Consider the following 21,158-nt stretch of genomic DNA (forward strand, 5'->3'; position numbering starts at 1 on the left):
TAATGAATATAACAATGCATTCGGAGGGAAGTGTTTACTATGAAAGCAAAAAGGAGTGAACAAAACTCGCAAAAGCAAATAATAAGAAACAAGCGCCAAATATTTGGAAAGAAAACAAGAGTGGCCCCTCATGTAACGGAAAAGAAGACCTCTGATCGAAAACACGTTCCTACATCTTCTAACTGTGACGAGTTACGGCGACAATTACTGGCCTGTATTGGTCAAGTCGTTCTTATTTTTATAGATGGATGCTCTCCCGAAGAGGCAATAGAAGGACGCATCAACCGCGTTGGCGAAGAGACCGTTACCCTCCTCTTAACGGACGGTGGCATCAAGGTCATCGTCATTTGTCGAATCAGTGCCTTTGAACCCATCTTGTTTGGTTATTTCACCAATTTTGGTGATAATACGGTTTCTGTAGTCAATACCAATCGTGATACGGTCACGACGACCATCCCGGTAAAAAAACAGCCTGATGGCGTCGCAATTGATCCCATTCGTCCACGCGCTTACGTAGCCAATACAGAGACAATTCTGTCTCTATTCTCAATACGATAAGTAATACGGAAATCGATCTCGTCTCGGTAGGAGACGGACCAGTTGGGATTGCCGTTCTTCCAGATGGAAGCAAAGCCTATGTAGCCAACTTCGGTGGTTCCACTGTCACCATCATCAACCTAATGGACCTAACCACGACGGAGGTATCCGTCGGTTTAAACCCATTTGATGTCACCTTTAATCCTGATGGAAGCAAAGCATTTGTCGCGGTAACCATTAGTAACCTCATCACGATTCTCGACACACAGACAAACTCGGTGATAGATATTATCCCCATCACCAATGGTGAATTCCCACGTGATCTTGCCGTAACACCAAACGGACGAAAATTATATGTCACCAATCGCGGAAGAGGTGAAGCGAGTACAGTAACGGTCATTGATATCCTCACCAGTACCATTATTGATGGGATTGAGGTAGGTATCCGCCCCAATGGAGTGGCCATTACACCGAATGGAACAAAAGTGTTTGTCACCAACATTTCAAGTGACAATGTATCGGTGATCAATCCAGCCGATGATACCGTGATTACCACCATTGATGTGGGAGATGGACCCACCGATGTTTCGATCACGGCTGATGGAAGCAAAGCGTATGTCACCAATTTTAATGGAGGAACCGTGTCCGTTATCAATGTGGCTACAGATTCCGTTATCACAACCGTCCCTACCGGTGAACAGACGAGTGACGGCGCAATCACACCCAGTTGCGTTCCGATCGATCCCATATAGCGTAAGCTACATTGCCATCTAGCCTAACTTCGTTTCCGTTAAGCGGTAAAGTTCATTTAACATCCACACAGCAGAAAACGACTACCTTCTTAGCTGTACGCTCTCGTCTGAAACGTGACCATGACAGCCTTATTAAAAATAGACTTTCCTTCAATCTTCTCCCAAAGACTTTTTCCTCCTGGCATCCGCTTGTTGAAACAACCCTTCCGGATCTTGTCTGGGTGGGGAAGGCGCTTTTTGCAGTTGGTCAATCATCCGTTCATGCCACTTCATATCTAATCGTAAGCGATCAATCAGGTAATCCATACTTATCCCGCCCACCTCACCAATCGCCGACTTCCCATTGTGTGACCACTCCTCGAAATGCCTCACCATCGCTTCCGTCTCCCGTCGTCTAAGTTCAATATGTTCCATAAGTGTCTCACGATCGTCAGGTAATACAGTGTCCCAAAAGCTTAATTTCATAGACAATTCATCGCGAATTTCCGGCGGTGCGGGTGGTTGCATCAGCCAATGGGAAAGCTTATTCCAACCCTCTTCCGTCAACTCATAGATCTTGACCTTTCTCCCCTCCTCTTGTCGTTGCTTCGTCTGTATTAATCCCTCTTCCTCAAGTTTTTTCAGTTTCGGATAAATACTCCCATAACTAACGCGTCCCCAACCATACTCTCTTCCACTCACCTCAACCTCGGATTTGATTCCATAACCTGAATTGGGTAACCAGCTAAGTACGCCTAAAATAATGTGTTCCACTGACATCAAAATCGATCCTTTCGATATATTGTACCGAAATATTATCTCTTATTTCGAGTTACTGTCAAATAGTCCCGTTTTATAAGTAACAGTGAGGAATATCTCGATCCTAGTTTGTAAGCCTTTGCTTTTTGTATGATTCTTGTAAACTCTTAATATTTCTAAAAATAGCAATTAAAATGTGTAAACGAGTAATTAGGTGGGTAACAAATACTTAAGGGCTAAAACAATATCAAACCTAAACTTGTATACCTCTAGAATCGAAACAGGCTCACATCATACATGTAAATCCACTACCTAAAACCAAAAAATATTTATCATTTATTAAGAACATTCAATTTTGTATAGAGATAGGACTGGTTGAGTTGGTTTGATAAATCTCTTCTCCCGAAGGAGTTCTGGTAAAGTGTATTTAGGAAAGAAATTGAGCATGCTCATTCTATCCTTTCTGATCGTGTTGCCGTTGTTCCCTTCCTCGACAGAAGCTGCAAATTCAGTAGAAACCGTTGAACTATGGATGGCCTTTTCTGAAGAAAGACAGGACACGCTTACAAGAGCAGGGGATAATTTCTATAGGGGATATGAAAACAAAAAGCACATTGGAAATGTATTGAAAGAACCTCACCCCGTATTCGAAACCATTCCTCTCTATTTCGAAATGTACGGGGAAAATAAATTGAAAAGTACAACGGTTCCTTGGGCGAAAGAAGGCGCCAGAGAACTGATTGGCTATATTTTCAAAGATAAGCACCCAGGCACAGTAGCGTTGTGGTTAACAAATTCCCCAAGTAAAGGGGACTGGCGTACACAAGTAGGAAGTAACTTTGAAAGTGGATATGACTGGACACACAATGGTCAACGAGGTCGTCTCCTTGGATATGTTTATCCTGCAGAAGCGGAAATGGTTGATTTGTTGTTAGGTTATCATAGTGATTACGATGACACATGGACTGTAACCGATCGTGGCTTGCTGGATCGTCATGAATTTGACTTTATCGCTAATGGTCCCATTGGAAAAATTCTTTCTCAGCCTGATCCGAATAAAGAGACGGCTCCTTTGTATCAGAATATATACAACCCCATACAGATGTTCCCGTATTGGAAGAACATCACCAACACAATGGCAGAAGACCCTAATAAGTTCCCTAACCTGCAGAGGACACTTCTCGGTCATATCTATAAGTACAAGGAAAAAGGAACCGTCCCCCTTTGGAAATGTTACAGTGGGGACCGTGATGATCGTCGGACACAAGTAGGAAGGACACAATTTGATGCAGGTTGTGAATCCGGATATCGTCAAGATGGTTTGCTCGGATGGGTTTATCCCAATAATTTAGAAATCGTCAAGGTGGAGCCTCTCCAAAACCATCCAACAAAAGTGGACGATGAGCTCACCATTGTAAATGAAGGCTTTATATTCCCCAACAATGGAAGCGGAACGATGACAGATACATTGAACACAAGTGAATGGGAGAGAACGACTGTATCTACCCATTGGTCGGAAACCAACTATTTAGAGAAGACCTTATCCATTTCAGTTGGATCCGACATTATCAGTGCTTTTTCTCCTTCTATAAGTTTAGAGTTCACTGAGGGTCACGAATGGGAGGTAGGAGGAAGCAATCAAGAAAGTGGACAAAACACAAGTGGTAATCAAATCTCTGTGAGTATTGATGCTTTTACTGCAGAAGTGGGGAACATCAAGATAGAAAGAAGCACCTATGAGCTACCGGTGAAAATCACCTACAAAATTCCTTCAACAGGTGAGACTTATACGAAGCAGGCAACCATCGAAGCAAACGCGACAGAATCAAAATCAATCGCAACGAAAGAAAAAGTGGGAAGTTATGATGAATCCGGTCAGTTTCATTGGAGATCCCCCGCTATGAAAGAGGAGTATCAAAAATATGAAGAATGTTTTGTTGAGGCTGATGTGAGCCTTTGTGAAGTAATAAGAGATCAATAAAAAAACAGCCCCTAGGGGCTGTTTTTTTATTGAAACCAATCTAGATATACTCCTTCTCATCCAATTGATCCGACATCATTGAAAAGCCAAGCACGAATCCTTTTTTTAAAGTCATAAGTCTGATATCATATTAGTAAAAATATTTCAAAGGAATAGATCGATCTAAAAAGGAGTTGAAGGATCTTGAGTAAATGGATAATCATCATTTCCACTTTTCTTCTCGTGGTCAGTTGTAGTAATGACTTGTCAACAGAAAAGGAACCAGAGGTAAACAGCCAGGATAGTAGTAAGAAAATTTCCGATAAAGAGAATAGTGAAGATCATAACGATACGAGCGCTGAGGACAAAAGCAACGTAGAAAAATATCAAACCCTACTTACCCAGGCAAACAGCAGCGTCAAGGAGCTAGATACGCAACTGCAAAAAGCTGATACCCAATTAGAGATGAACGAGCTACAAGCTGAAATACATAAGAAATGGGACGATGCCTTAAACGAGATATACCAAGAACTCAAACGCCAACTTCCTGACAGTGATTTTAATCAGTTAAAAGAAGAACAAAAAAAATGGCTCGTAAAGAGAGATCAACTAGCTGAAGAAGAAGCCTCCACCTATAAGGACGGGTCACTAGAAACATTTCAACTCTTGAAGACAAAGTCACGAGTAACTAAAGAAAGATGTTATGAATTAGTGGAAGACTATATGAAATAAGGCACTCGTTTATCTCACAAATCCATTAAAACAACGAAACAAAACGGGGTAGGGTTATCAAACTTCAACATAGTCGCATTGTATCCTGTCATCGTGAACGATAGATCACTCTCCGACACCATCCTCTTCTTTATACTCCAATGGACTATCCAGCGCTACTCTCTTCTCCTTTCTCTTACTCAGCGGTTGAGGGAATAGCAAAGCGCATGCGATCCCTATGAAAGTGAGGAAGATCCCCCCTGTTTGCATCCCCGTAGGGCGGAAGTCCGTAATGACCATGTCCAGTATGATCGCTACAGCAGGATCTAGAAACAACAATGCAGAAGTTGTGCGCGTAGGTAGAAAACGAATACTGCGGAAAAATAGATAGTACACCAGGCCCGTATAGATCAACCCCATCACTACCACTGCTGTCCAATTAGGAATAGACAAGGAGCTAAATGCAGAATAACGAACAAAAGGGGCTAAAAGAAAAATCCCTAAAAACATTTGACAAAAGGAAACGGCATAAGGACTTAATCGCTTGATTCCCTTTCCCAACAAGGTGAGAATGGAGTAAAAAAGCGCAGCTAACAATGCCCACACAAACCCATCTGAGAGGAGTTTGGCGATGGATATCCCTTCATCGATCTCCATCACGAAGAGAGTCCCTACAAAGCAGAGCAGGATAGAGCCTATGGATAGGATCGTTAGATGTTCATGGAAAATGAAACTCCCTAGCAAGAGTACAAAAACAGGTGCCAGGTAGTATATCGAGACCGTCAGTGTAACTGGCATCGTTTCGAAACTAAGAAACAAGAAAATCCAGTTCAAAACCAATACAACGCCACCGATCCCGATACGGAACCCCTCACTTGCGTTCCATTGTTCTCGTTTATATTGACCTGTAACCAGCCAAGCCCCACCCAAGAAAATTGAACCAATTACGCAACGGATAAAGACGAGCTCCAAGGAAGGCAGCTGTGTCTCGTTAGCTACAAAGCCAATGGAACCAAAGATGGACATAACGGTAGCTAATCCCGCGACAGCCAGCCATTTTTGACTCGGTGTAACAGGAGGCGTGTTTGTTTTCATATGTACTCTCCTACTGAAATTCAATATCGTCGCTTTCCTTTCCTGATGCGAATGGAGAGGAAGCTACTTTCATCATATAATGAAAATCAATTCTAGAAAGATAAAGAAAATCCTGTTTCACATGACTGATCACAAGACGAGCAAATGCCCACGTTCTACCCAAGAACGTGGGCTGGTCTTATCTCCTTTTCCTAACCTCATTTCCTCTCCCTCATCCCCTCGAAATCACGACCATGCTCTTTTCCTTACAATCCAGTTGCACTTTAAACCACTCGTCCACTTCTTCCTTTGTTACTGCTTGAATAGCGGCAACGCGCTGGTATTCACTCATCCCCTGCACGATAGATTGCGCGAAGAGGATACTAAAATGACGCAAATCATCCGTCGCCATCAATACGCGACCAGCTTGTTTGGCTTTGGATTTTTCTAAGTATTTCGGATCCACTCCCTGTTCCTGCGCTCCTTCAATGGCTTCGTATACTTCATTTGATACGGCCGCTGGATTGGTCGTATATCCACCGATCGCACAATAGGCAAGTCCTGCGTATGACTTTCTTTCCCACGCAAAGTGTTCTCCAATCATCCCTTTTTGCATGAGTCGCTGATAAAATGGGGTCTCTCGCCCCAGTACCGACTCCAATGCCACTTCAGTCACTGCCAAATAATGAAGTAACTCTTCCCCTCCCGCCGGTACTTCCTTCTGCCGAAAACCGATCTTCATGAGAGGAAGTGGTACCGGCATCTGATGGTGCAGTAGGGGCTGCGGTTTCTCCTGTTCCTCTAAACTAAGGCGTTGACAAGAGGAAAAGTCCACCTCTATCTCACCTTCTTCCCTCTCCTGAATATAAGCCTGAAATTCCTCTTCCACTTTTCCCATCACCAACAACACCTGATTCTCCGGTCGGTAAAAGTGGGCGAAGCCATCCCTGAGTAGTTGAGGAGTCATCTCATTTAGACTGGCTACTGTTCCCGCGATATCAACTGTGAGCGGATGTTCCTTTGGAAACAATGCTTGTAAAAGTAAATGTTGCAGAATCCATTCATGATTATCTTCGTACGTTTGAAGCTCTCGCTCAATTACACCACGCTCTCTTATGATTTCTTCTTCTGTAAACACGATATCCCGCTCCCATTCCCACTGTAGAGAGGATTCGATCACACGAGAAGATTCCCGTGTACAAGCCACTTGAAAAATTGTTAGCAACTGCGAAGTAGTGGCATGCGCCTCCCCCTCATCGAACACCGAGGGGTGAAAAAAACGGTGATACACCAGATGCTCTAGAAAATGAGCCGTTCCAAAAGGAATGGAAATATGCTTTCCGTTCAGCATCCTCACCTCTCGATCCAGCGATCCAAAGGCAACCACGTGCGAGAGATACGTGCGTTTACACCCTGGCCTTGGTAGGAAAATCACCCGCTGTCCGTTCACTAACCGAAAAGTTTCCATCTGCCACATGTCAATTACAGAAGAAAACGTAGACATGGACTGCCTCCTCTCCACTCTCTCATTGATGAATCGATCCTATCTGCAAGCGACTGGCTACTTGCCAACAGTCGGTTACCTTAAGTTGCTCTAAAACCTGATCCGCTTCCTTCTCATCCTGATCCATTCCACGAAGACAGCCATGCAGGTGAACATCCACACATACATAGGGCAAGTCCCTACCATAGTCGATATAGTGTTGCACGGACCGGATGGATTTCCTCCATGAAGAAGAGGACCATCTGCCCATTTTCATGTCACCAAGAACATCCATAATACAGGAGATCGCTCGCTTCTGCTCCGTTGTTCTCACATCGGTCCGTATCCAAAATATCTCCCATAACGGATCATGTTCACAAGAAATAGAGTAGACCAACCGCTCCTCTACTCGCAGACGAAATCGCAACTGTCTACGTAAGTTTTCTATAACAACCAAAAGGGGCAAATAATCGTCATCAGCAAAGCAAATACCTGTCCATACCATAAACGTGATAGAAGATAGTCCGGACGTTGAAGAGGCGCTTTCTCCTGTAAGACGAAAGGTTTTGGCAGGCTGAGGGAGAGGTGTCTCTTCATCTGACATACCCCATTCCCGTATCCTTTGCCCATCGCTATCTTTTGCTATCAATCTTTCAGTCGAAAGACGAGTCGCACCATAATGTTCCTGCCACTCCTTCACGCATCCCGCTCCAACCACGTGCAGATGGAACACCGCTATCCTCTGCAACTGCAACACGATCTCTTCCATTCTGGTTGGCGTCAACGTCATTAATTTCTCCATCTCCCCCCACCTTCTCAAAGAGAGTGCTTCTCCCCCTTCCATATGAGACAAGCATTGCTCAGAGGCCTTCAGTTTGGGGTCTTGTCCCTCTAATTGGATCTTGCTGGCATGGATTTGTACCGCTCGGCGAAAAAGCTCGCCTTCTTTCCATTGAGCCGAATTCGGCCTCCACACCAGATCCGTCAACAAATGAAGGGCTTCCACTCCCAGTAACCGCTCAGTCATCAAGTACCGCTCATGTGGCACCACTATCTTGAGCTGTATCACTGGCAGGCGCCCCTTCCTCTTTACCTCTCCCTCGATTGTCGCACCATATATTCCACTCAGTCTCCGACTATTCTTCTCCTCATTTAGTAATAGCTCAGGCAGTAAGGCAAACGCGGTCTCATCCACCTCCATCGGCTTGGGGATGGACAGCGTCAAATAGTGTGCAGCTAGAAAAGGGGCCTCCTGTACATGAAAATTGACACCCGCTTTTTCCTCACTTGTAAACATATCTCTCTCCCCCTCCGATCGTGATCCTCCTTTATCCCCCTCATCCACATACCTTTTAATGGAATTTGAACCCCACTATCCTTATCTACTCTCACATCGATAGCGCATATACCTCACCGGTACGTACATCCAATCCCACGAAATCCTCTTCTCCTTTGCTCGCTACCCAGTCAATGCGAACGTCTTCTTCTTTCTCTTGCTCCACAACCGATTCATCCCACGCGACTACCTGTTGGTGATGGCGATCCCAGAAACGCCATTGCCACGGATGTTGCACTAACTCCGTGCGTAAAATCGAGAAGGCGTAATCACATGCAGGTTGAATGCTCGGTTCGATCAACTGCGGAGGATGAAAAACAATACGCGAACGAAAATCATCCGTCATTGACATGACCACCAAGGACGCTTTTTTTTGCGCTCGTGCCAAAATGCGAAAAATCCCACTTCTTGTTTGAATCATCGAGGTAATCCACCGGGTGCGTAAATCCACATGATCACTGTTAACGCCCGTTTGGCCATCCAATTTCAAACAAAAAGATCCTCCTTGTTTAAGGTGATGGTACAACTTAATTCCTACGAGTCGATCTTGCGCATTCATAAGCTGAATATTACGTAATTCCCGCAACTTCTCCCATTGATGAAAGCGTTTTTCCCATTGATATTGTTCTTCATCCACCACCTGATAAAAGGGTTGCTTCCAATCCCTTAGCAAGGATCGTCCATGCGCAATCGCTTCTAGATGGTGACGTACAAACCCCGTATGCCAGGTTAAGAAGGCTCCTCCCTCTTCGAGAATTTGACGGCGATGCTCCACTCCCACAATCTCATCCCATCCTTCAAATAAAGTGGGATGCTCTCGCATTTGCTCTAGCATGCGCGCAAATGCAAGATAATCAAGCCATATCTCTTCCGGATCGTACCGATTCTCGTTGCCAAGTGGCAATAATTCTTTGCTGATATTCATGAGTGCCAAGAAATACCCCAGTCGAAGCTCTCTGCCTTCTCTTTTTTGCTCGAAAATTTCTTCTTCTACCCTTTCACGCTGTTGAGAAAATAACTGCTCTAAATCCATGCTTTCACCCCTTTTCTTTCAAGACTCTCTCCTCTTTGCGAGATGGAAACTTTCATGAACAAGTCGTCCGAACGAGAAGAATAGGGAGAAGTCTCCCGCTTTCCTCCTCGCATTGACGGCTTTCTTTATCTAGAAAGCCTCGAGGTTATCGGAAGGGGAATATCATTTTGTCTCCTCCTTCTTTTCACCCTTCTTCTGTTTAGAAATACCATCCAACAGATGAGCAAATACCTGCACAGCCATCTCATAGGCTAGCGGAATTTTTCCCTCCACTAGTTCTCCCTGTCCTTCCACCATATCCACCCCAATCAGCCTTGACGGGATGCGAAATACTTCTGCTAAGCATTTTCGGACTCTCTCCCATGTCGGGCCATCGGGTACGGGATAATCAACAAGCGGAAATAGCGAAGGGTCCAAACAATCCATGTCAAAGGTGAGGTAGTAAACGGCCGTCGGATGCTTCCTTTGCAATTCTTCTAAGATCTTGCGCACCGAACCTTCATTCATCTGTTTACTCGAAAGCTGAATCAGACTTGGATGCTTGGTTACTTGTCCCACTGAGCGAATGCCACGCACACCTAACTGAACAACCGCGGCGATTTGTTCTTCCTGCAAGAGATGAGAAATAAAGTTGGCATGATGAACCTCTTCTTCTAGCAGAAGTTCTTTGCCGCAATCATGATGAGCGTCAAAATCGATCAAGATCAACGGAGTGGAATGCAACTGCAACCACGCTTGGATCACTTGATACGTAATGGAGTGATCTCCTCCCAGAGAAAAAAGCATCTTTTCCTGTTCCTTGGCCCATCGCATCACATGTGCTAAGCCAGTAAAATCATCCTTTCTCGCTCCTAACTGCAACTGCCCGAGATCTTCAAAAAGCAAGCCCGCAAACAAAGAACGTCCATCATCCAAATCAAAAACACCGGAGGAGAGCCCTTCATCCAAGCGCGCATACACAGGCTTTAGTCCCGATTGCACACGCAGAAGTTCCCCAAACGATGCGACTGTGGAATCGCTCTTGCGCGAACCTGCACAATAGGGAATCTCAACAATCGCAACGTCAGCAGGTGGGTGACCAGTTAAAGGAGTAAACTGAAAACAGGGGACAGTGGGTGGCTGTATTCCCGAAATCGAAGGAGGACTCTTTCTACTCAAATGAGGATGAGCATCCAGATGAAAGAAATGAGCCAATGTCTCATCTGCTGCCACATATCCTTTCTCTGTCTCTTGCAAGAGATAAACAGGGTTCACGCTGATCTCCTCCCCATATCCTTTCCATTCATCTGCCATATGGGTTCACGCCATCCATCTCAGGGAATCATCTCCCATCACCTTTCGTGTCACAAGGACTCCTCCATCATCTAGCCCCCCGTCGCCACTTCCTTCCCCACCTCTTGCTCCCTAGTCACTCCCTCAGCAAACTCTTTCTTCAACAGTCGATACCCATAAATCAATCCCGAAATCCCAATGAGGTTACACAGCGCAACGGTCCAATAGAAAGAGGTCACTTCCTGTGTCCAAGCCGTAGCCATCCAGCCTATCCCGGCTATTAAGCCAAAATAGAGTACATTCATCCCTAACGCTTTCATCCCTTTTCCTACTTGTTCCAACGTAATGAGCGTCGTCAACATGGGACCCATCAGTAAGTAGGAAGGGGCCACAATGGCTAAATAGCCGGCAGCATAAGGGAGAAACAAGTCTCGGTCCTCAGCGCGAAAGAAAAAGGAGACCAGTGGTTCACGCAACCAGAAGACGAGCAAGGCTAATGGGAGGTACAAGATAAATGCCTGTCTGATGCCTTTTTTATAGGCCTCCAACACGCGCGTCACTTTGCCTGCACCCAAATTTTGATTCATGACAATCCCCATCGCAGAACCCAAGAGAATCGCAGGGAGAATCACCATCGTCTGTATACTGTAAGCCGCTCCATATCCACCGACGGCCGCGTCACCAAACGACTCCACAATCAGATTAAATAAAGCGATCCCCAGCGAAAGGGAGCAGTAAGAGAGAAAAACAGGAATCCCCACTCCGCGTAATATGGCGAGAACAAAAAGATCTTTCCCTTTGATATGACGTGGAGCGCCAATCGGAACATCAGATGACCACAACGTATAGGATAAGCTCAAAGCAAATTGTAGTGATGCCGTCAGAAGGAGAGCATAAACGATGCCCATCAACCCAGCATCGGCTACGATTACGAATACATACATCAATGAAATATTCATCAAGGAGCTGACAATCGCCAGTGTGGAAGCCACATTCACCTTCCCCAGTGCTCGCAAGCAGGCAGCAATTACTACATTCATCACCAAAATCAACTCCACCACGATCATCCCTAGCACAAAGCGATGGAATTGCGTTACATATCCGCTATCGATGCCGAATAGATGAGAGAGTAAAGGAAGGAACAAGGCAATCACTCCCCCGCACAGCGCCATGCAAAGAAGTCCCCATCCCAACAAATGATAAAAACTGCGCGGGATCGCCGCATGCTCACCTGCACCTTTTCGTTTTGCCATCACGACTTGTGCCGCTAATTGCATCGCTTCTAGTAACGCCGTGAGGAAGAAGGCAATCGGTAGATAAAATCCACGGATATTCACCGCTTCTTCGCCCACTTGACCAATAAAAATAGCCTGAGAAATCACCATCACGAGGTTGACGACCGATGCCAGCATCATCGGCAAAAAGGTTAGATAGAGTAATCTTAGTATGGAGTCGTTGACATAATCCAGCCGAGCCACCGCCTCACCCCCTATCCTGTCTGTCACGTTCCGAAAGGGACGCTAACGTTCCTTCTTTTATCTCCGGTTGTTCCCGTACGTAGAGGAGACAAAGCGAAGCTGTATGCAGACGATCAAAGGTGATCAACAGCACCCGCTCCCCTCTCTTGATCATGTTTTCTCTAAAAGCTTCACACAAGGTGAGCCACACGTCTGCCCCTTGATAATCGATTTCACTCCCTTCCTTCCGCATGAAAACCTTCTCTTGCCATCCTTCTCTCTGTAGGAAGGCATTTTGCACGATAACATGCTCAGCTTGCTCACCCTCCAAATCCAACAGCGACTGCAGGCACTGATGCCAAGAAGGAGCCGAAGGAAAAGGGTCCTGCTCTTTCACCATTGTGCGTTTCACCCATTCCACGTTGAGTGCCCCTTCCCTTTTGCTAAGCGCCAGGGCAACTGAAGCATCACCAAGATTTAGATAATCGGACTCTGTACACTGGGGGATGAGAAAAGGCTGCTCACTTAAGAGAAAAAGCCCTTTCTTTCCTTGCGCCAGCACCCAGTCCGCGATACGCAAACCTTCTGTAGCCGCGACCGCTCCCAGATGAGACAAGCCAAACGCATACCGCGGGTCCATCTCTAAACGCAAAAGGAGTTCGGCTAACATCGGATTGGCGGAACGTCGCGTATAAAATGACTGAGCCACCATGAGCACCTCTGGGTCTACCTGGCTACAAAGAGGCAAGAGCGTCTGTATTGCCACCTCTTCCTGATTGATCTTTTTCCCTTCCATCCAAACCGATCGTGTCGGCAATTCCTCCCTACTTCGACCGTGATAATAAGCCTCTGCATCAAAGTGAAGACGAAGTTCGTACTCATCATCTGCCGGAATGGGATCACGCTCACCGCATTCCTCCCCAATAACCAGCGTAGATAAAGCATCAATGCTCAAAGGAAGGGAGCCAGGCAACTTATGCTCATTATGCATGGTACATCTTCCGACTATGATAGGACTGAAAAACGGTCTGTTGTTGAATATGCGTGGTGCCCTCCATATATTCACAGGCACGCGCATCGCGATACCACTTGTTCAAATAAGGGTATTCATAGAAGGAGCCCGGTCCCATCAGAGTAAGCGCATCTTCCGTTAAACCCTCTGCTAACCGAACCGCTTTCACTTTTGCCATTGAGGCTAGATACCCCTGCTTGGGATCCTGGTCGATCCCCCTTGCTGCCTGCCGAATCAGCTGCCGGGTGAGCCATAGCTCCTGTTCCCAATGTTGCAATATCTGCTTTTCAGACTCCAGCCAGCGTTTCCGCTCCGCTCTCACATAATCATAGGTGGCCTGTGCGATGCCCAAGGCTGCCGCGGCAATACTGGGGCGCATTTTATTGAAGGTTTCAATCGCTCCCATCATCCCTCTTTTCATCGGGCGTAAATGCCGACCCACCACTTGCTCTTCCTCTACCCTACAGTCATGAAAATAAAGGTGACTTAATCCGGCTCCGCGTACGCCCCACGTGGGAATGGGCTCTGCCTGAAAACCTTTTGTATTCGATTCGATAAGCAGAATCTCAATGCCCAAAGGACCAGAAGTTTTACGGGCAAACACCACTCCCAATTGAGCACGTGCACCATTTCCTATAAACACTTTCTCTCCCTGTAGACGGTATCCATCTTCGCCATCACGTTTCGTCAAACGAGTCTCCATCGACATCGGGTCGGAACCAAAACGTGGCTCTGACAAAGCGAAGAACGTCCACACCGGCGCTTGACTCAATCTGCCAAAATACCTCTCCTGTTGTGCTTGATCTCCCAGATCACGCACAACCATTCCGGAAAGAGAGGGACCTGGACAAGCTAAAGTCACACCAAAGTCCCCATATGCCAGCTTCTCAAAAGAGACCACTCGTTCTAGACAGGTAAGCCCATAAAAGTGCGTACCGTCTGATGTCTTAACCGGTTCGTCATTGTATTCAGGGGGGAGCATCTGCTTGCGATAAATTCGCAAGGCTTCCTCCTCTACCAACTGTTCGATCGCTTCGGGTTTTTCATCCAACGCTAACCCCCACTTACGAAAAGTAGTAGAGAGTTCTATTAACTGTGCTTCATATTCCTGTAAGGCTTTCTCTGACACCATCTGCGATCACCTCATGACCCACACGTTTTTGATCACCATTGCGGCATGTCCAAAACGACTCGACCCGGTGCGCAAATACCCATGTCCACCCATCAACTTCAACAGTGCTTGTAGATGCCGATCCAGCTCCGCATGCACGTGCCTACACAAACCAAGCTGTTCTTCTTCAAAACGTTCCATCTTCGCACTACTTACTACACTTTCCAAAAAAATCAGGTAATCTGCGATGATTGCTTGTACCATTTGATGTTGCATCGTGGGAACTCCTTGCGAGCGACGCTTCTCTAGATGACGCTTACTTTCATCTAAAACCGCGAGAGACAATCCAAGGCGTAGTGCCAAAATCCGTTTCTCCCAAGTTATACACCTTATTTTCCTATCACCTTCGCCAGTACTTCCTTCCATTACCCTGCCATACGAGTTCTCTGTCTGTCCCTCAGCACCATTCACGGTGTTTGCCCATCGACCATCTCCAACAGCCATCTCTGACATGGACGCTCCATTGGCTCCATTTAACCAATCATCCGTATCACTTGCCCATTGCTCAACTTCCAACTCTATCTCCCTTGCTTCTCTCTTCGCGCTTTTCTTCTGTTCAGCTCCCAGCCCCTCAAGCCGATACAATTTCACCCCTTGCTCCTCTAGCCATTCATCTCTCACATAGGTGCTTTCGATTTCCGTCCAGCCTCTCCTCTCTTGATAGCCCACCACCACCTCCCACTCTTTCTCCCAAACTCCACTCGGCACTAGCGTATAGCCAAAGGGAGCATACAAGGTGGGTCTCTCCTCTTCTTCAGCCATTAAACGCAATGCCGCTCCGAGCGATGCTCTACGAACCCGTTGCATCACACGCGCAAACTCCATTTCTTCCGCTACAGCGATGGATAATGGTGTCATCCTACTTCCTCCTCCCCGTATTGAAATAACGCCGCTCCGACAAAACAGCCCAATCCTACTCCTACGAGTAATACCAAGTCCCCCACCGCCAACTCTCTTTCCCGTAGCAGGTGTGCTAAAATGATTTGCGCATCGGTCGTATAAGTGTGTCCAATCTCTTCTATAAATTGGGTACGAACTTTCGATGGTTCTATCCCACTTCGCTCTGTGAAACGCCTCCATGTGGTCCGATTCACATTGTGCGGGAGGATCACATCTACTTCTTGTAGGGATTTGCCTGCTCGTCTTAACGTCAGTTCGATCCCTGCAAAGAGGTTATCTAAGTAAGACTGGTTAAATTGCTTTCGCTTTTCCTCCTCTTCATAAAACCCCAACGAAAAGCGAGGGTCCGCTATCGTAGAAGCGGAAAGGAGACGCAGCCCTCCTTGCCCACGTGACAGCAGAAGTGCCACTGCGGAATCCCCCATGATGGTTGCACGCGGGATATAGCGGCCGTAAGAAAGAAAGTTACTCTGATCAGCGGATAGAAGAAGGATTCTCTTGACTCCTTCCGCTCGAGCAAATATAGACTGGGCCACTTCCAAAGCGGCAAAAAACGAAGCGCAATTGAGCTGATCCACACCAAATGAGAGGGTTTCTTCCCAGTCAAAAGGAGACAAAACTTTATACAAAAGATCATAGCCAAAGGGAACATGGGTGAATTGGGAATGAGCGTACAACACGAGATCGACTGTAGCTACACCGACCTGTTTGCGCAAATCGACAATCGCTTGTTGGATGGTTTCTTCCAGTCGTTGTCCGTCCGGCACAATCGGGATACGACGCAATCCATGAACCCGTTCCAGTAAACGCATCTCTCCCTTGCTTGCCCCAACGCTTGCGAGTACTTCCTCCACTGTTTGAAAAGTGGATGGCAAGTAAACCCCCATCCCAGTAATTCCTATGCTATGCGTCACCTTTACAGCCTCCATATCTCTTCCTTATCTCCGCCGCAGAAAGAGAGAAGTGTAGAAGAAAGGATTTCCATCGTCATAATGCATCCACCCAAAGTACGTAACCTCTGCCTCCTGCTGTTGACTTCGCCACATCGCATAGGGAGGGGTAACAAGATGGGTTCGATCATCATAAAACGTCACCCCATCGCTTTGCCCAGCTCTCGTAAAAAATCGAGCAAGTGACGCATGCGCCATCATTTGTATCTCTTCCCCTACAGCTCCACACTCTTCCTGCCATGAAAATAAGGTATCTTCCACTAATCCCCCCAGATCAGCTTCCGCCAAGCAATACCGATAGCCCGATTGAACCAATTCCCACTCTCCCTGACCGCTCTCTCGCCCTTCGAGCAAGAGCACACATCCTGTATCGCTCACATGATGATCATGAATCGGGGCAATCCGGTTGGGAAATGTCGTTTGATCTAGCAAGATCAGAAGCGCTTTCTGGTTAGAAGCAGTCGCTAGGCAATCATGAATCACATGGAGCGCCGCCCAACTCGCAGAAGCACCCATGTCTGAGATGGCAAACCCATTCGCCCCTGTCAATTGATAGCGGTGAATGAGATGGCAAACGACGGAATCCGTCACATTCACATCTGGTGTGCCATAAGCCAATACGACCAAATCAACCCCTACCAGCTTCTCCGCATCCGCTAAAGGTTGAAGCAATCGTATACTCATCTCAGTAAAAGAATGATGGGACCCTTTCTCCATCAATTCACGATCCACCTCAAACCCATAGGGATGGAGCAATTCCTGATGAAAACGATAAGTGAGTTCGTCATAGACATAAGGGTGTTTGTCTTGGAAGAACTGAACATCTAGATGCTCTACAAACAGTTTAGTGGACATTTTCTTTCACATCTTCAAGTTGTTCCTCAATATATTGAGCAAGCGTTGCCACTGTTTCGAAATGTTGGGGCTCCAATGTTTCAGGGTCTACCATTAACCCTTCAACCTCATCTTCCAATACCATGAGTAGTTCTAATACGGCTGTGGAATCGAGGGCCAACTCATCAAACAAAGAGGTCTCTTCCGTCACATGTTCCACACTCTCCATGTTCAGCACTTCTTGCAGTGATCGCTTAATCGCCCCTAAGATTTTTTCCCTCTCCATCTTTCTTCCTCCCTACCTGATTTAGAATAGCTAGATGTGACTCTGCACCCAGTGTACAGGCGGTTGCTTTGCTAACAAATCCGCTGCTGTATCCCGTTCACGAATGAGATATGCCTCTCCTCCCGTCACCAGCACTTCTGCTGGAAAGCCGTGACTAAGAAACAAGACGGGCGAAGCAGTCGGTCCATATGCGCCTGCGTGCATGACTCCAATCAGATCTCCCACTTCGACCTGCGGTAGCAACACCGACTTCCCGATCTGATCATTGGGTGTGCACAAAGGACCCGTAATGTGATAGCGATGCGTCGGTCTCCCATTGATATGGCTTAATAAACAGAGGGGAAAGTTCCGCTTGACAAATGAGCCAATTCCCACAGCTGCCATATGACAATGCGTCCCACCATCTACCACGAGGAAGGTTTCTCCGAAAGATTCTTTGATATAGCGCACCTGCGTCACGAGGAGCCCACTCGTTCCAACCAAATACCGCCCCAATTCCATAATCAGACGAGTGTGGGGGTGTCGTTCGCGATACGCGTCTATCAATGGATTGATCAGGGCACCTAGCTTCTCCAGGTTGAGTGCTCGCTCTTTCTCAAAGTATGGAACCCCCAGTCCACCCCCGATATCCACCATTTCCAATGGCTCTCCAGCGACTTCTTCCAACTTCTCTGCTAATTGAAAAATCTTTTGTGTGTTTTGTGCGATCACTTCTTCTTCCAGAATGCGCGTACCCATGTAAACATGGATCCCTTTAAAGTGAATATGCGAATAAGAGCGGATCCGCTCCCAATGATCCATCACTTGCTCTTCATCTATGCCAAATTGCCGCGGTTTTCCGCCCATCGTTAAACGCGAACCCTTCACCGAAAACGAAGGGTTGATACGAAGCGCCACGTCTACTACTCGGTCTCTACCTCGCGCGAGTTCCTCAATCTGTTCCAACTCGGCAAAAGACTCACAGACAATCGCATAAATACGATGCTGAATACAGGCAACCAGCTCCTCCTTACTTTTACCCGGCCCTAAAAAAAGGATGTTTTCTGGGGAAGTTCCGGCCTGAAGAACCGTCTCCAACTCGGTCAAGGAAGAAACTTCAGCTTTCACCCCCAACTGCTGTAGAAAGGCATAAATCGAACGGTTGGGATTCGCTTTTAGTGAATAAAAGATTTCTAAATGGTGGCTGAGATGGCGCCCCAGTGAGTCAACCACTGCTTCCAATTCCTCACCATCGTAAACATAAAGCGGTGTGCCAAATGTTTCCGCAAACGATGGTATCGACTTTCCTTGAATTTGATACGCCGTCCGCATTCTTCTCCCTCCCTTAGACCAGCTGTTCCAACCGCTTTCTCAATGCTTGATCCAGCTCGGCTAACGCTTCATCATCTTCATCGATCAACATCACATACAAGCGTCCAGTAAAAGGGGTCCCTTCTTCCTTCCAGCCTGCATTCACCGTAGCAAAGTTATGAATCCACGCCCCTCTTTCCCTGTCCTTACTCCACATAAGATCGCTCATGCGAGCATAAATTTCTGTAAACGGTCGTTTACGCGACAGTTGCAACGAATAATGCTTCGCCCATGCCACTTGCCCTTCCCTTATATAGCGCTCTTCCAATGCAGATTGATACGTCGACATATTAAGACGAGCATTAATTTCCAAATTGGGCCACAGTGTGCCATCTTGCGCAAGGATGGCATCAACACCCACAACGCCATAATAGCCATCTTCGTATAACGCGTGGCCTAGATTCTTTATATCCTGTTGCAAGGTTTCCATCTGTAGAGCGTCCAATTCTGCGGGAAAACGATGACCTTGATGGACTCCCCCCACTGTGATCGCTTGTTTTACATTGTAAAAAGTAACCTTACCGGAACGTCCAATGATGAATTGAACATTTAAGTCCCATTCTTTCTCTATCCATTGCTCCAGGACATAAGACACCTTTTGTTTTGGCAATCGCTTCTGCTGTCTTTGTAGCATTTGCAGAAGCTGTTGGAAGCGGTGCTCCGACTCCAACACCACGATGCCTTTGCCCGAGACACCGTGTGCATCTTTGAGAACCAGCTTTTTGCCTTCACTTAATCCCGCTCGCATCTCGTCAAAAGCGGACTCTAGTTGACCCATGCCTTCACACGTGGCACCGGGAATTTGCTTGATACCCAGACGTTCATTGAGACGACGGGAGTAAATTTTGCTATTCACCTTCTCAAACACATCCGCCCGTGGCACCGCTAGCGGAATACCCGTCACACGAGACAATTCTTCTTCATGATGGGAGGTTCCAAAAGGAAAGAGATAAAGTCCCTCTCTCTCCATCTGCTTTATGCGAGATAAGGTGGATGGACACTGAAGAAGGTTTTCCGTGATCGTCAATGCGGGATCATTCTTTTCTAACGATAGAATTGTCGGGAGAGGCACTCCCTGTCGCTGGAGATACTCCTGAAATCCAGCATCCACTTCCTCTTTGAGAAGAACGAAATCCGTCTTATCAGCCAAGAACACACCCAATTCTTCCATTCGATTCACGATGCTTTTCCCTGACCCTAACGATAGCGTAGGCAATTTGACTCTCCCTTGTGCCCAATGCTCTTCCACTTCAAAGTTATTGAGAAAGAGAAAAGTGGCACGCTCATCACCTACCAGTTCCCGTTTGAGAAAAGAGAGAAAACCGGCTGTCTGTATTTTCATGGAAAGGACCTCCTAATGACGCATCAAAGCCACGGTGAAAACCGCTCCCAGACCCACGGTAACCATCAAGTAATAGGTACCGCGAACCAACTGACCACTTCCAACCAAATCCTGATAGTTCAAAAAAGAATCAGCGCAGAAGCAGTGCCCCAACTTCGCAACGTTATCCAAGTAAATACGATCTAGCGGATAACCCAGCGATTTGGCTACTTGTAACCAAGACGAGCGATTAACGTTATGCGGAAGAATCCATGAAACTTGTTCCAGCGAGACTTCTGCCTTTTTCAATGTTGCTAAAATGGTATCTACTAGAGTCGGAACGTAGCTATCCTCAAACTCACGCAAGTCTTCCGCCGCAATATTAATTCCGGCCGCATACTTCCCCTTAATTGTACGGTGAATCGCAATGAGTTGGTCTTTTCCATCACCTGCTCGCACTAACAAAGCTGCTGAGGCCTCTCCCATAATCGTGGTATTGGGAATCAATTGAAGTGTGGGATGTGTCGCTTTCTCCCCCATCAATACCAGTACACTCGCTCTCGGATCATCCCCTTGTTTCAATAGATCCCCTGCCAATTCCATCGCTACCAAACTAGAGGAGCAGTTTTGTTGCGTAAGTGAAAAGGAGAGGATATGCTCCAATTGAAATCGGCTCTTCAACTCATCCAACACATTCACTGGATAGGGCGTTACCGTTTTTACCGTATGACAATACAACAAATAGCGAATTTGATGACGAGCCCTTTCCGTTTGAGACAAGATCCCCATCAAGGGCTGTTCTAGAAGCTCCACCAGTGACTGATTGGGGTCAAGGCTTACTTCACGCAATCCATGAATACGTTGAAACAATTTCACTTGATAACGATTAAGGCCCAACTTCTCTTGCAGATCTGCGATCGGCACGCGCCTCTGTGGGGTGTAGGCAACGACTTTCTCCATATGGACCATACTTACTTTGCC

At 46.6% G+C, this 21,158-nt stretch carries 20 protein-coding genes; 4 read left to right on the plus strand and 16 right to left on the minus strand.

The annotated features are described in order from the left end of the window. The first annotated feature begins 39 nt into the window (after window positions 1–39). Together AC6RGY_RS13180 and AC6RGY_RS13185 are read left to right on the plus strand one after the other, a co-directional pair. Window positions 40–558 carry a YncE family protein gene (locus tag AC6RGY_RS13180; protein WP_499863623.1) on the plus strand — a complete coding sequence of 173 codons (519 nt, stop codon included), beginning with the start codon at window positions 40–42 and terminating at the stop codon, window positions 556–558. Between the two features lie 47 nt (window positions 559–605). Next, window positions 606–1,289, plus strand: a complete 684-nt coding sequence (locus AC6RGY_RS13185; protein ID WP_499863901.1) for a beta-propeller fold lactonase family protein — start codon at window positions 606–608, stop codon at window positions 1,287–1,289. A 150-nt stretch (window positions 1,290–1,439) separates the two neighbouring features. Here the strand turns inward: AC6RGY_RS13185 and AC6RGY_RS13190 are convergent, their stop codons facing one another. Then, window positions 1,440–2,048, minus strand: a complete 609-nt coding sequence (locus AC6RGY_RS13190; RefSeq protein WP_499863625.1) for a PadR family transcriptional regulator — start codon at window positions 2,046–2,048, stop codon at window positions 1,440–1,442. Window positions 2,049–2,448: 400 nt separating this feature from the next. Between AC6RGY_RS13190 and AC6RGY_RS13195 the strand changes: the two genes are divergently transcribed. Both AC6RGY_RS13195 and AC6RGY_RS13200 read left to right on the plus strand, forming a co-directional pair. Beyond that, window positions 2,449–4,008: a hypothetical protein gene (locus AC6RGY_RS13195; RefSeq protein ID WP_499863627.1), complete on the plus strand. Its 1,560-nt coding sequence runs from the start codon at window positions 2,449–2,451 to the stop codon at window positions 4,006–4,008. Window positions 4,009–4,191: 183 nt separating this feature from the next. Next, a complete protein-coding gene (locus AC6RGY_RS13200) occupies window positions 4,192–4,719 on the plus strand; it encodes a lysozyme inhibitor LprI family protein (RefSeq protein ID WP_499863628.1) in 528 nt (175 codons plus the stop codon). 105 nt (window positions 4,720–4,824) lie between these two features. On the opposite strand, the gene AC6RGY_RS13205 is transcribed toward AC6RGY_RS13200, so the two are convergent. The 15 genes from AC6RGY_RS13205 to AC6RGY_RS13275 form a co-directional block, all read right to left on the minus strand. Further along, window positions 4,825–5,793, minus strand: a complete 969-nt coding sequence (locus AC6RGY_RS13205; RefSeq protein WP_499863630.1) for a DMT family transporter — start codon at window positions 5,791–5,793, stop codon at window positions 4,825–4,827. Window positions 5,794–6,004: 211 nt separating this feature from the next. Then, entirely contained in the window at window positions 6,005–7,276 is a 1,272-nt protein-coding gene (locus AC6RGY_RS13210) for a M16 family metallopeptidase (protein WP_499863633.1), read from the minus strand. Between the two features lie 22 nt (window positions 7,277–7,298). After that, window positions 7,299–8,552 (minus strand): hypothetical protein, encoded by a 1,254-nt coding sequence (locus AC6RGY_RS13215; RefSeq protein ID WP_499863636.1) that lies wholly within the window; start codon window positions 8,550–8,552, stop codon window positions 7,299–7,301. A gap of 91 nt (window positions 8,553–8,643) precedes the next feature. After that, the gene (locus tag AC6RGY_RS13220) at window positions 8,644–9,624 is read right to left on the minus strand and encodes a hypothetical protein (protein WP_499863638.1); all 981 of its coding nucleotides are present in this window, start codon (window positions 9,622–9,624) and stop codon (window positions 8,644–8,646) included. Between the two features lie 162 nt (window positions 9,625–9,786). Continuing rightward, on the minus strand, window positions 9,787–10,878 hold the full coding sequence (locus tag AC6RGY_RS13225) for an arginase family protein (RefSeq protein WP_499863640.1): 1,092 nt from the start codon (window positions 10,876–10,878) through the stop codon (window positions 9,787–9,789). A gap of 110 nt (window positions 10,879–10,988) precedes the next feature. After that, the gene (locus tag AC6RGY_RS13230) at window positions 10,989–12,374 is read right to left on the minus strand and encodes an MATE family efflux transporter (RefSeq protein ID WP_499863642.1); all 1,386 of its coding nucleotides are present in this window, start codon (window positions 12,372–12,374) and stop codon (window positions 10,989–10,991) included. A gap of 4 nt (window positions 12,375–12,378) precedes the next feature. Then, window positions 12,379–13,344, minus strand: a complete 966-nt coding sequence (locus AC6RGY_RS13235) for a hypothetical protein (protein ID WP_499863645.1) — start codon at window positions 13,342–13,344, stop codon at window positions 12,379–12,381. Next, complete coding sequence (locus AC6RGY_RS13240; RefSeq protein ID WP_499863648.1) at window positions 13,337–14,497, minus strand: acyl-CoA dehydrogenase family protein; 1,161 nt, start codon at window positions 14,495–14,497, stop codon at window positions 13,337–13,339. The genes AC6RGY_RS13235 and AC6RGY_RS13240 overlap by 8 nt, the downstream gene beginning before the upstream one ends. Window positions 14,498–14,503: 6 nt before the next feature. Then, complete coding sequence (locus AC6RGY_RS13245; RefSeq protein WP_499863650.1) at window positions 14,504–15,394, minus strand: hypothetical protein; 891 nt, start codon at window positions 15,392–15,394, stop codon at window positions 14,504–14,506. Beyond that, a complete protein-coding gene (locus tag AC6RGY_RS13250; RefSeq protein WP_499863652.1) occupies window positions 15,391–16,350 on the minus strand; it encodes a 3-oxoacyl-[acyl-carrier-protein] synthase III C-terminal domain-containing protein in 960 nt (319 codons plus the stop codon). The genes AC6RGY_RS13245 and AC6RGY_RS13250 overlap by 4 nt, the downstream gene beginning before the upstream one ends. A gap of 24 nt (window positions 16,351–16,374) precedes the next feature. Next, a complete protein-coding gene (locus AC6RGY_RS13255; RefSeq protein ID WP_499863654.1) occupies window positions 16,375–17,241 on the minus strand; it encodes a hypothetical protein in 867 nt (288 codons plus the stop codon). Then, on the minus strand, window positions 17,231–17,506 hold the full coding sequence (locus tag AC6RGY_RS13260) for an acyl carrier protein (protein WP_499863657.1): 276 nt from the start codon (window positions 17,504–17,506) through the stop codon (window positions 17,231–17,233). Before AC6RGY_RS13260 ends, AC6RGY_RS13255 begins: the two co-directional genes overlap by 11 nt. Window positions 17,507–17,536: 30 nt before the next feature. Continuing rightward, complete coding sequence (gene lysA, locus AC6RGY_RS13265) at window positions 17,537–18,817, minus strand: diaminopimelate decarboxylase (protein WP_499863660.1); 1,281 nt, start codon at window positions 18,815–18,817, stop codon at window positions 17,537–17,539. 13 nt (window positions 18,818–18,830) lie between these two features. Then, window positions 18,831–20,198, minus strand: a complete 1,368-nt coding sequence (locus tag AC6RGY_RS13270) for a preATP grasp domain-containing protein (protein WP_499863663.1) — start codon at window positions 20,196–20,198, stop codon at window positions 18,831–18,833. Window positions 20,199–20,210: 12 nt separating this feature from the next. After that, window positions 20,211–21,146, minus strand: coding sequence for a 3-oxoacyl-[acyl-carrier-protein] synthase III C-terminal domain-containing protein (locus AC6RGY_RS13275; protein WP_499863666.1), 936 nt, complete (start codon window positions 21,144–21,146; stop codon window positions 20,211–20,213). Between the last annotated feature and the right edge of the window lie 12 nt (window positions 21,147–21,158).

This window comes from Mechercharimyces mesophilus, from assembly GCF_059818345.1.

Coding starts and splice junctions, on each gene's coding strand:
- AC6RGY_RS13205 (WP_499863630.1), bottom strand. CDS start 5,793: ATGAAAACAAACACGCCTCCTGTTACACCGAGTCAAAAATGGCTGGCT.
- AC6RGY_RS13260 (WP_499863657.1), bottom strand. CDS start 17,506: ATGGAGAGGGAAAAAATCTTAGGGGCGATTAAGCGATCACTGCAAGAA.
- AC6RGY_RS13220 (WP_499863638.1), bottom strand. CDS start 9,624: ATGGATTTAGAGCAGTTATTTTCTCAACAGCGTGAAAGGGTAGAAGAA.
- AC6RGY_RS13255 (WP_499863654.1), bottom strand. CDS start 17,241: ATGTCCACTAAACTGTTTGTAGAGCATCTAGATGTTCAGTTCTTCCAA.
- AC6RGY_RS13235 (WP_499863645.1), bottom strand. CDS start 13,344: ATGCATAATGAGCATAAGTTGCCTGGCTCCCTTCCTTTGAGCATTGAT.
- AC6RGY_RS13215 (WP_499863636.1), bottom strand. CDS start 8,552: ATGTTTACAAGTGAGGAAAAAGCGGGTGTCAATTTTCATGTACAGGAG.
- AC6RGY_RS13270 (WP_499863663.1), bottom strand. CDS start 20,198: ATGAAAATACAGACAGCCGGTTTTCTCTCTTTTCTCAAACGGGAACTG.
- AC6RGY_RS13180 (WP_499863623.1), top strand. CDS start 40: ATGAAAGCAAAAAGGAGTGAACAAAACTCGCAAAAGCAAATAATAAGA.
- AC6RGY_RS13275 (WP_499863666.1), bottom strand. CDS start 21,146: ATGGTCCATATGGAGAAAGTCGTTGCCTACACCCCACAGAGGCGCGTG.
- AC6RGY_RS13245 (WP_499863650.1), bottom strand. CDS start 15,394: ATGACACCATTATCCATCGCTGTAGCGGAAGAAATGGAGTTTGCGCGT.
- AC6RGY_RS13210 (WP_499863633.1), bottom strand. CDS start 7,276: ATGTCTACGTTTTCTTCTGTAATTGACATGTGGCAGATGGAAACTTTT.
- AC6RGY_RS13240 (WP_499863648.1), bottom strand. CDS start 14,497: ATGGTGTCAGAGAAAGCCTTACAGGAATATGAAGCACAGTTAATAGAA.
- AC6RGY_RS13190 (WP_499863625.1), bottom strand. CDS start 2,048: ATGTCAGTGGAACACATTATTTTAGGCGTACTTAGCTGGTTACCCAAT.
- lysA (WP_499863660.1), bottom strand. CDS start 18,817: ATGCGGACGGCGTATCAAATTCAAGGAAAGTCGATACCATCGTTTGCG.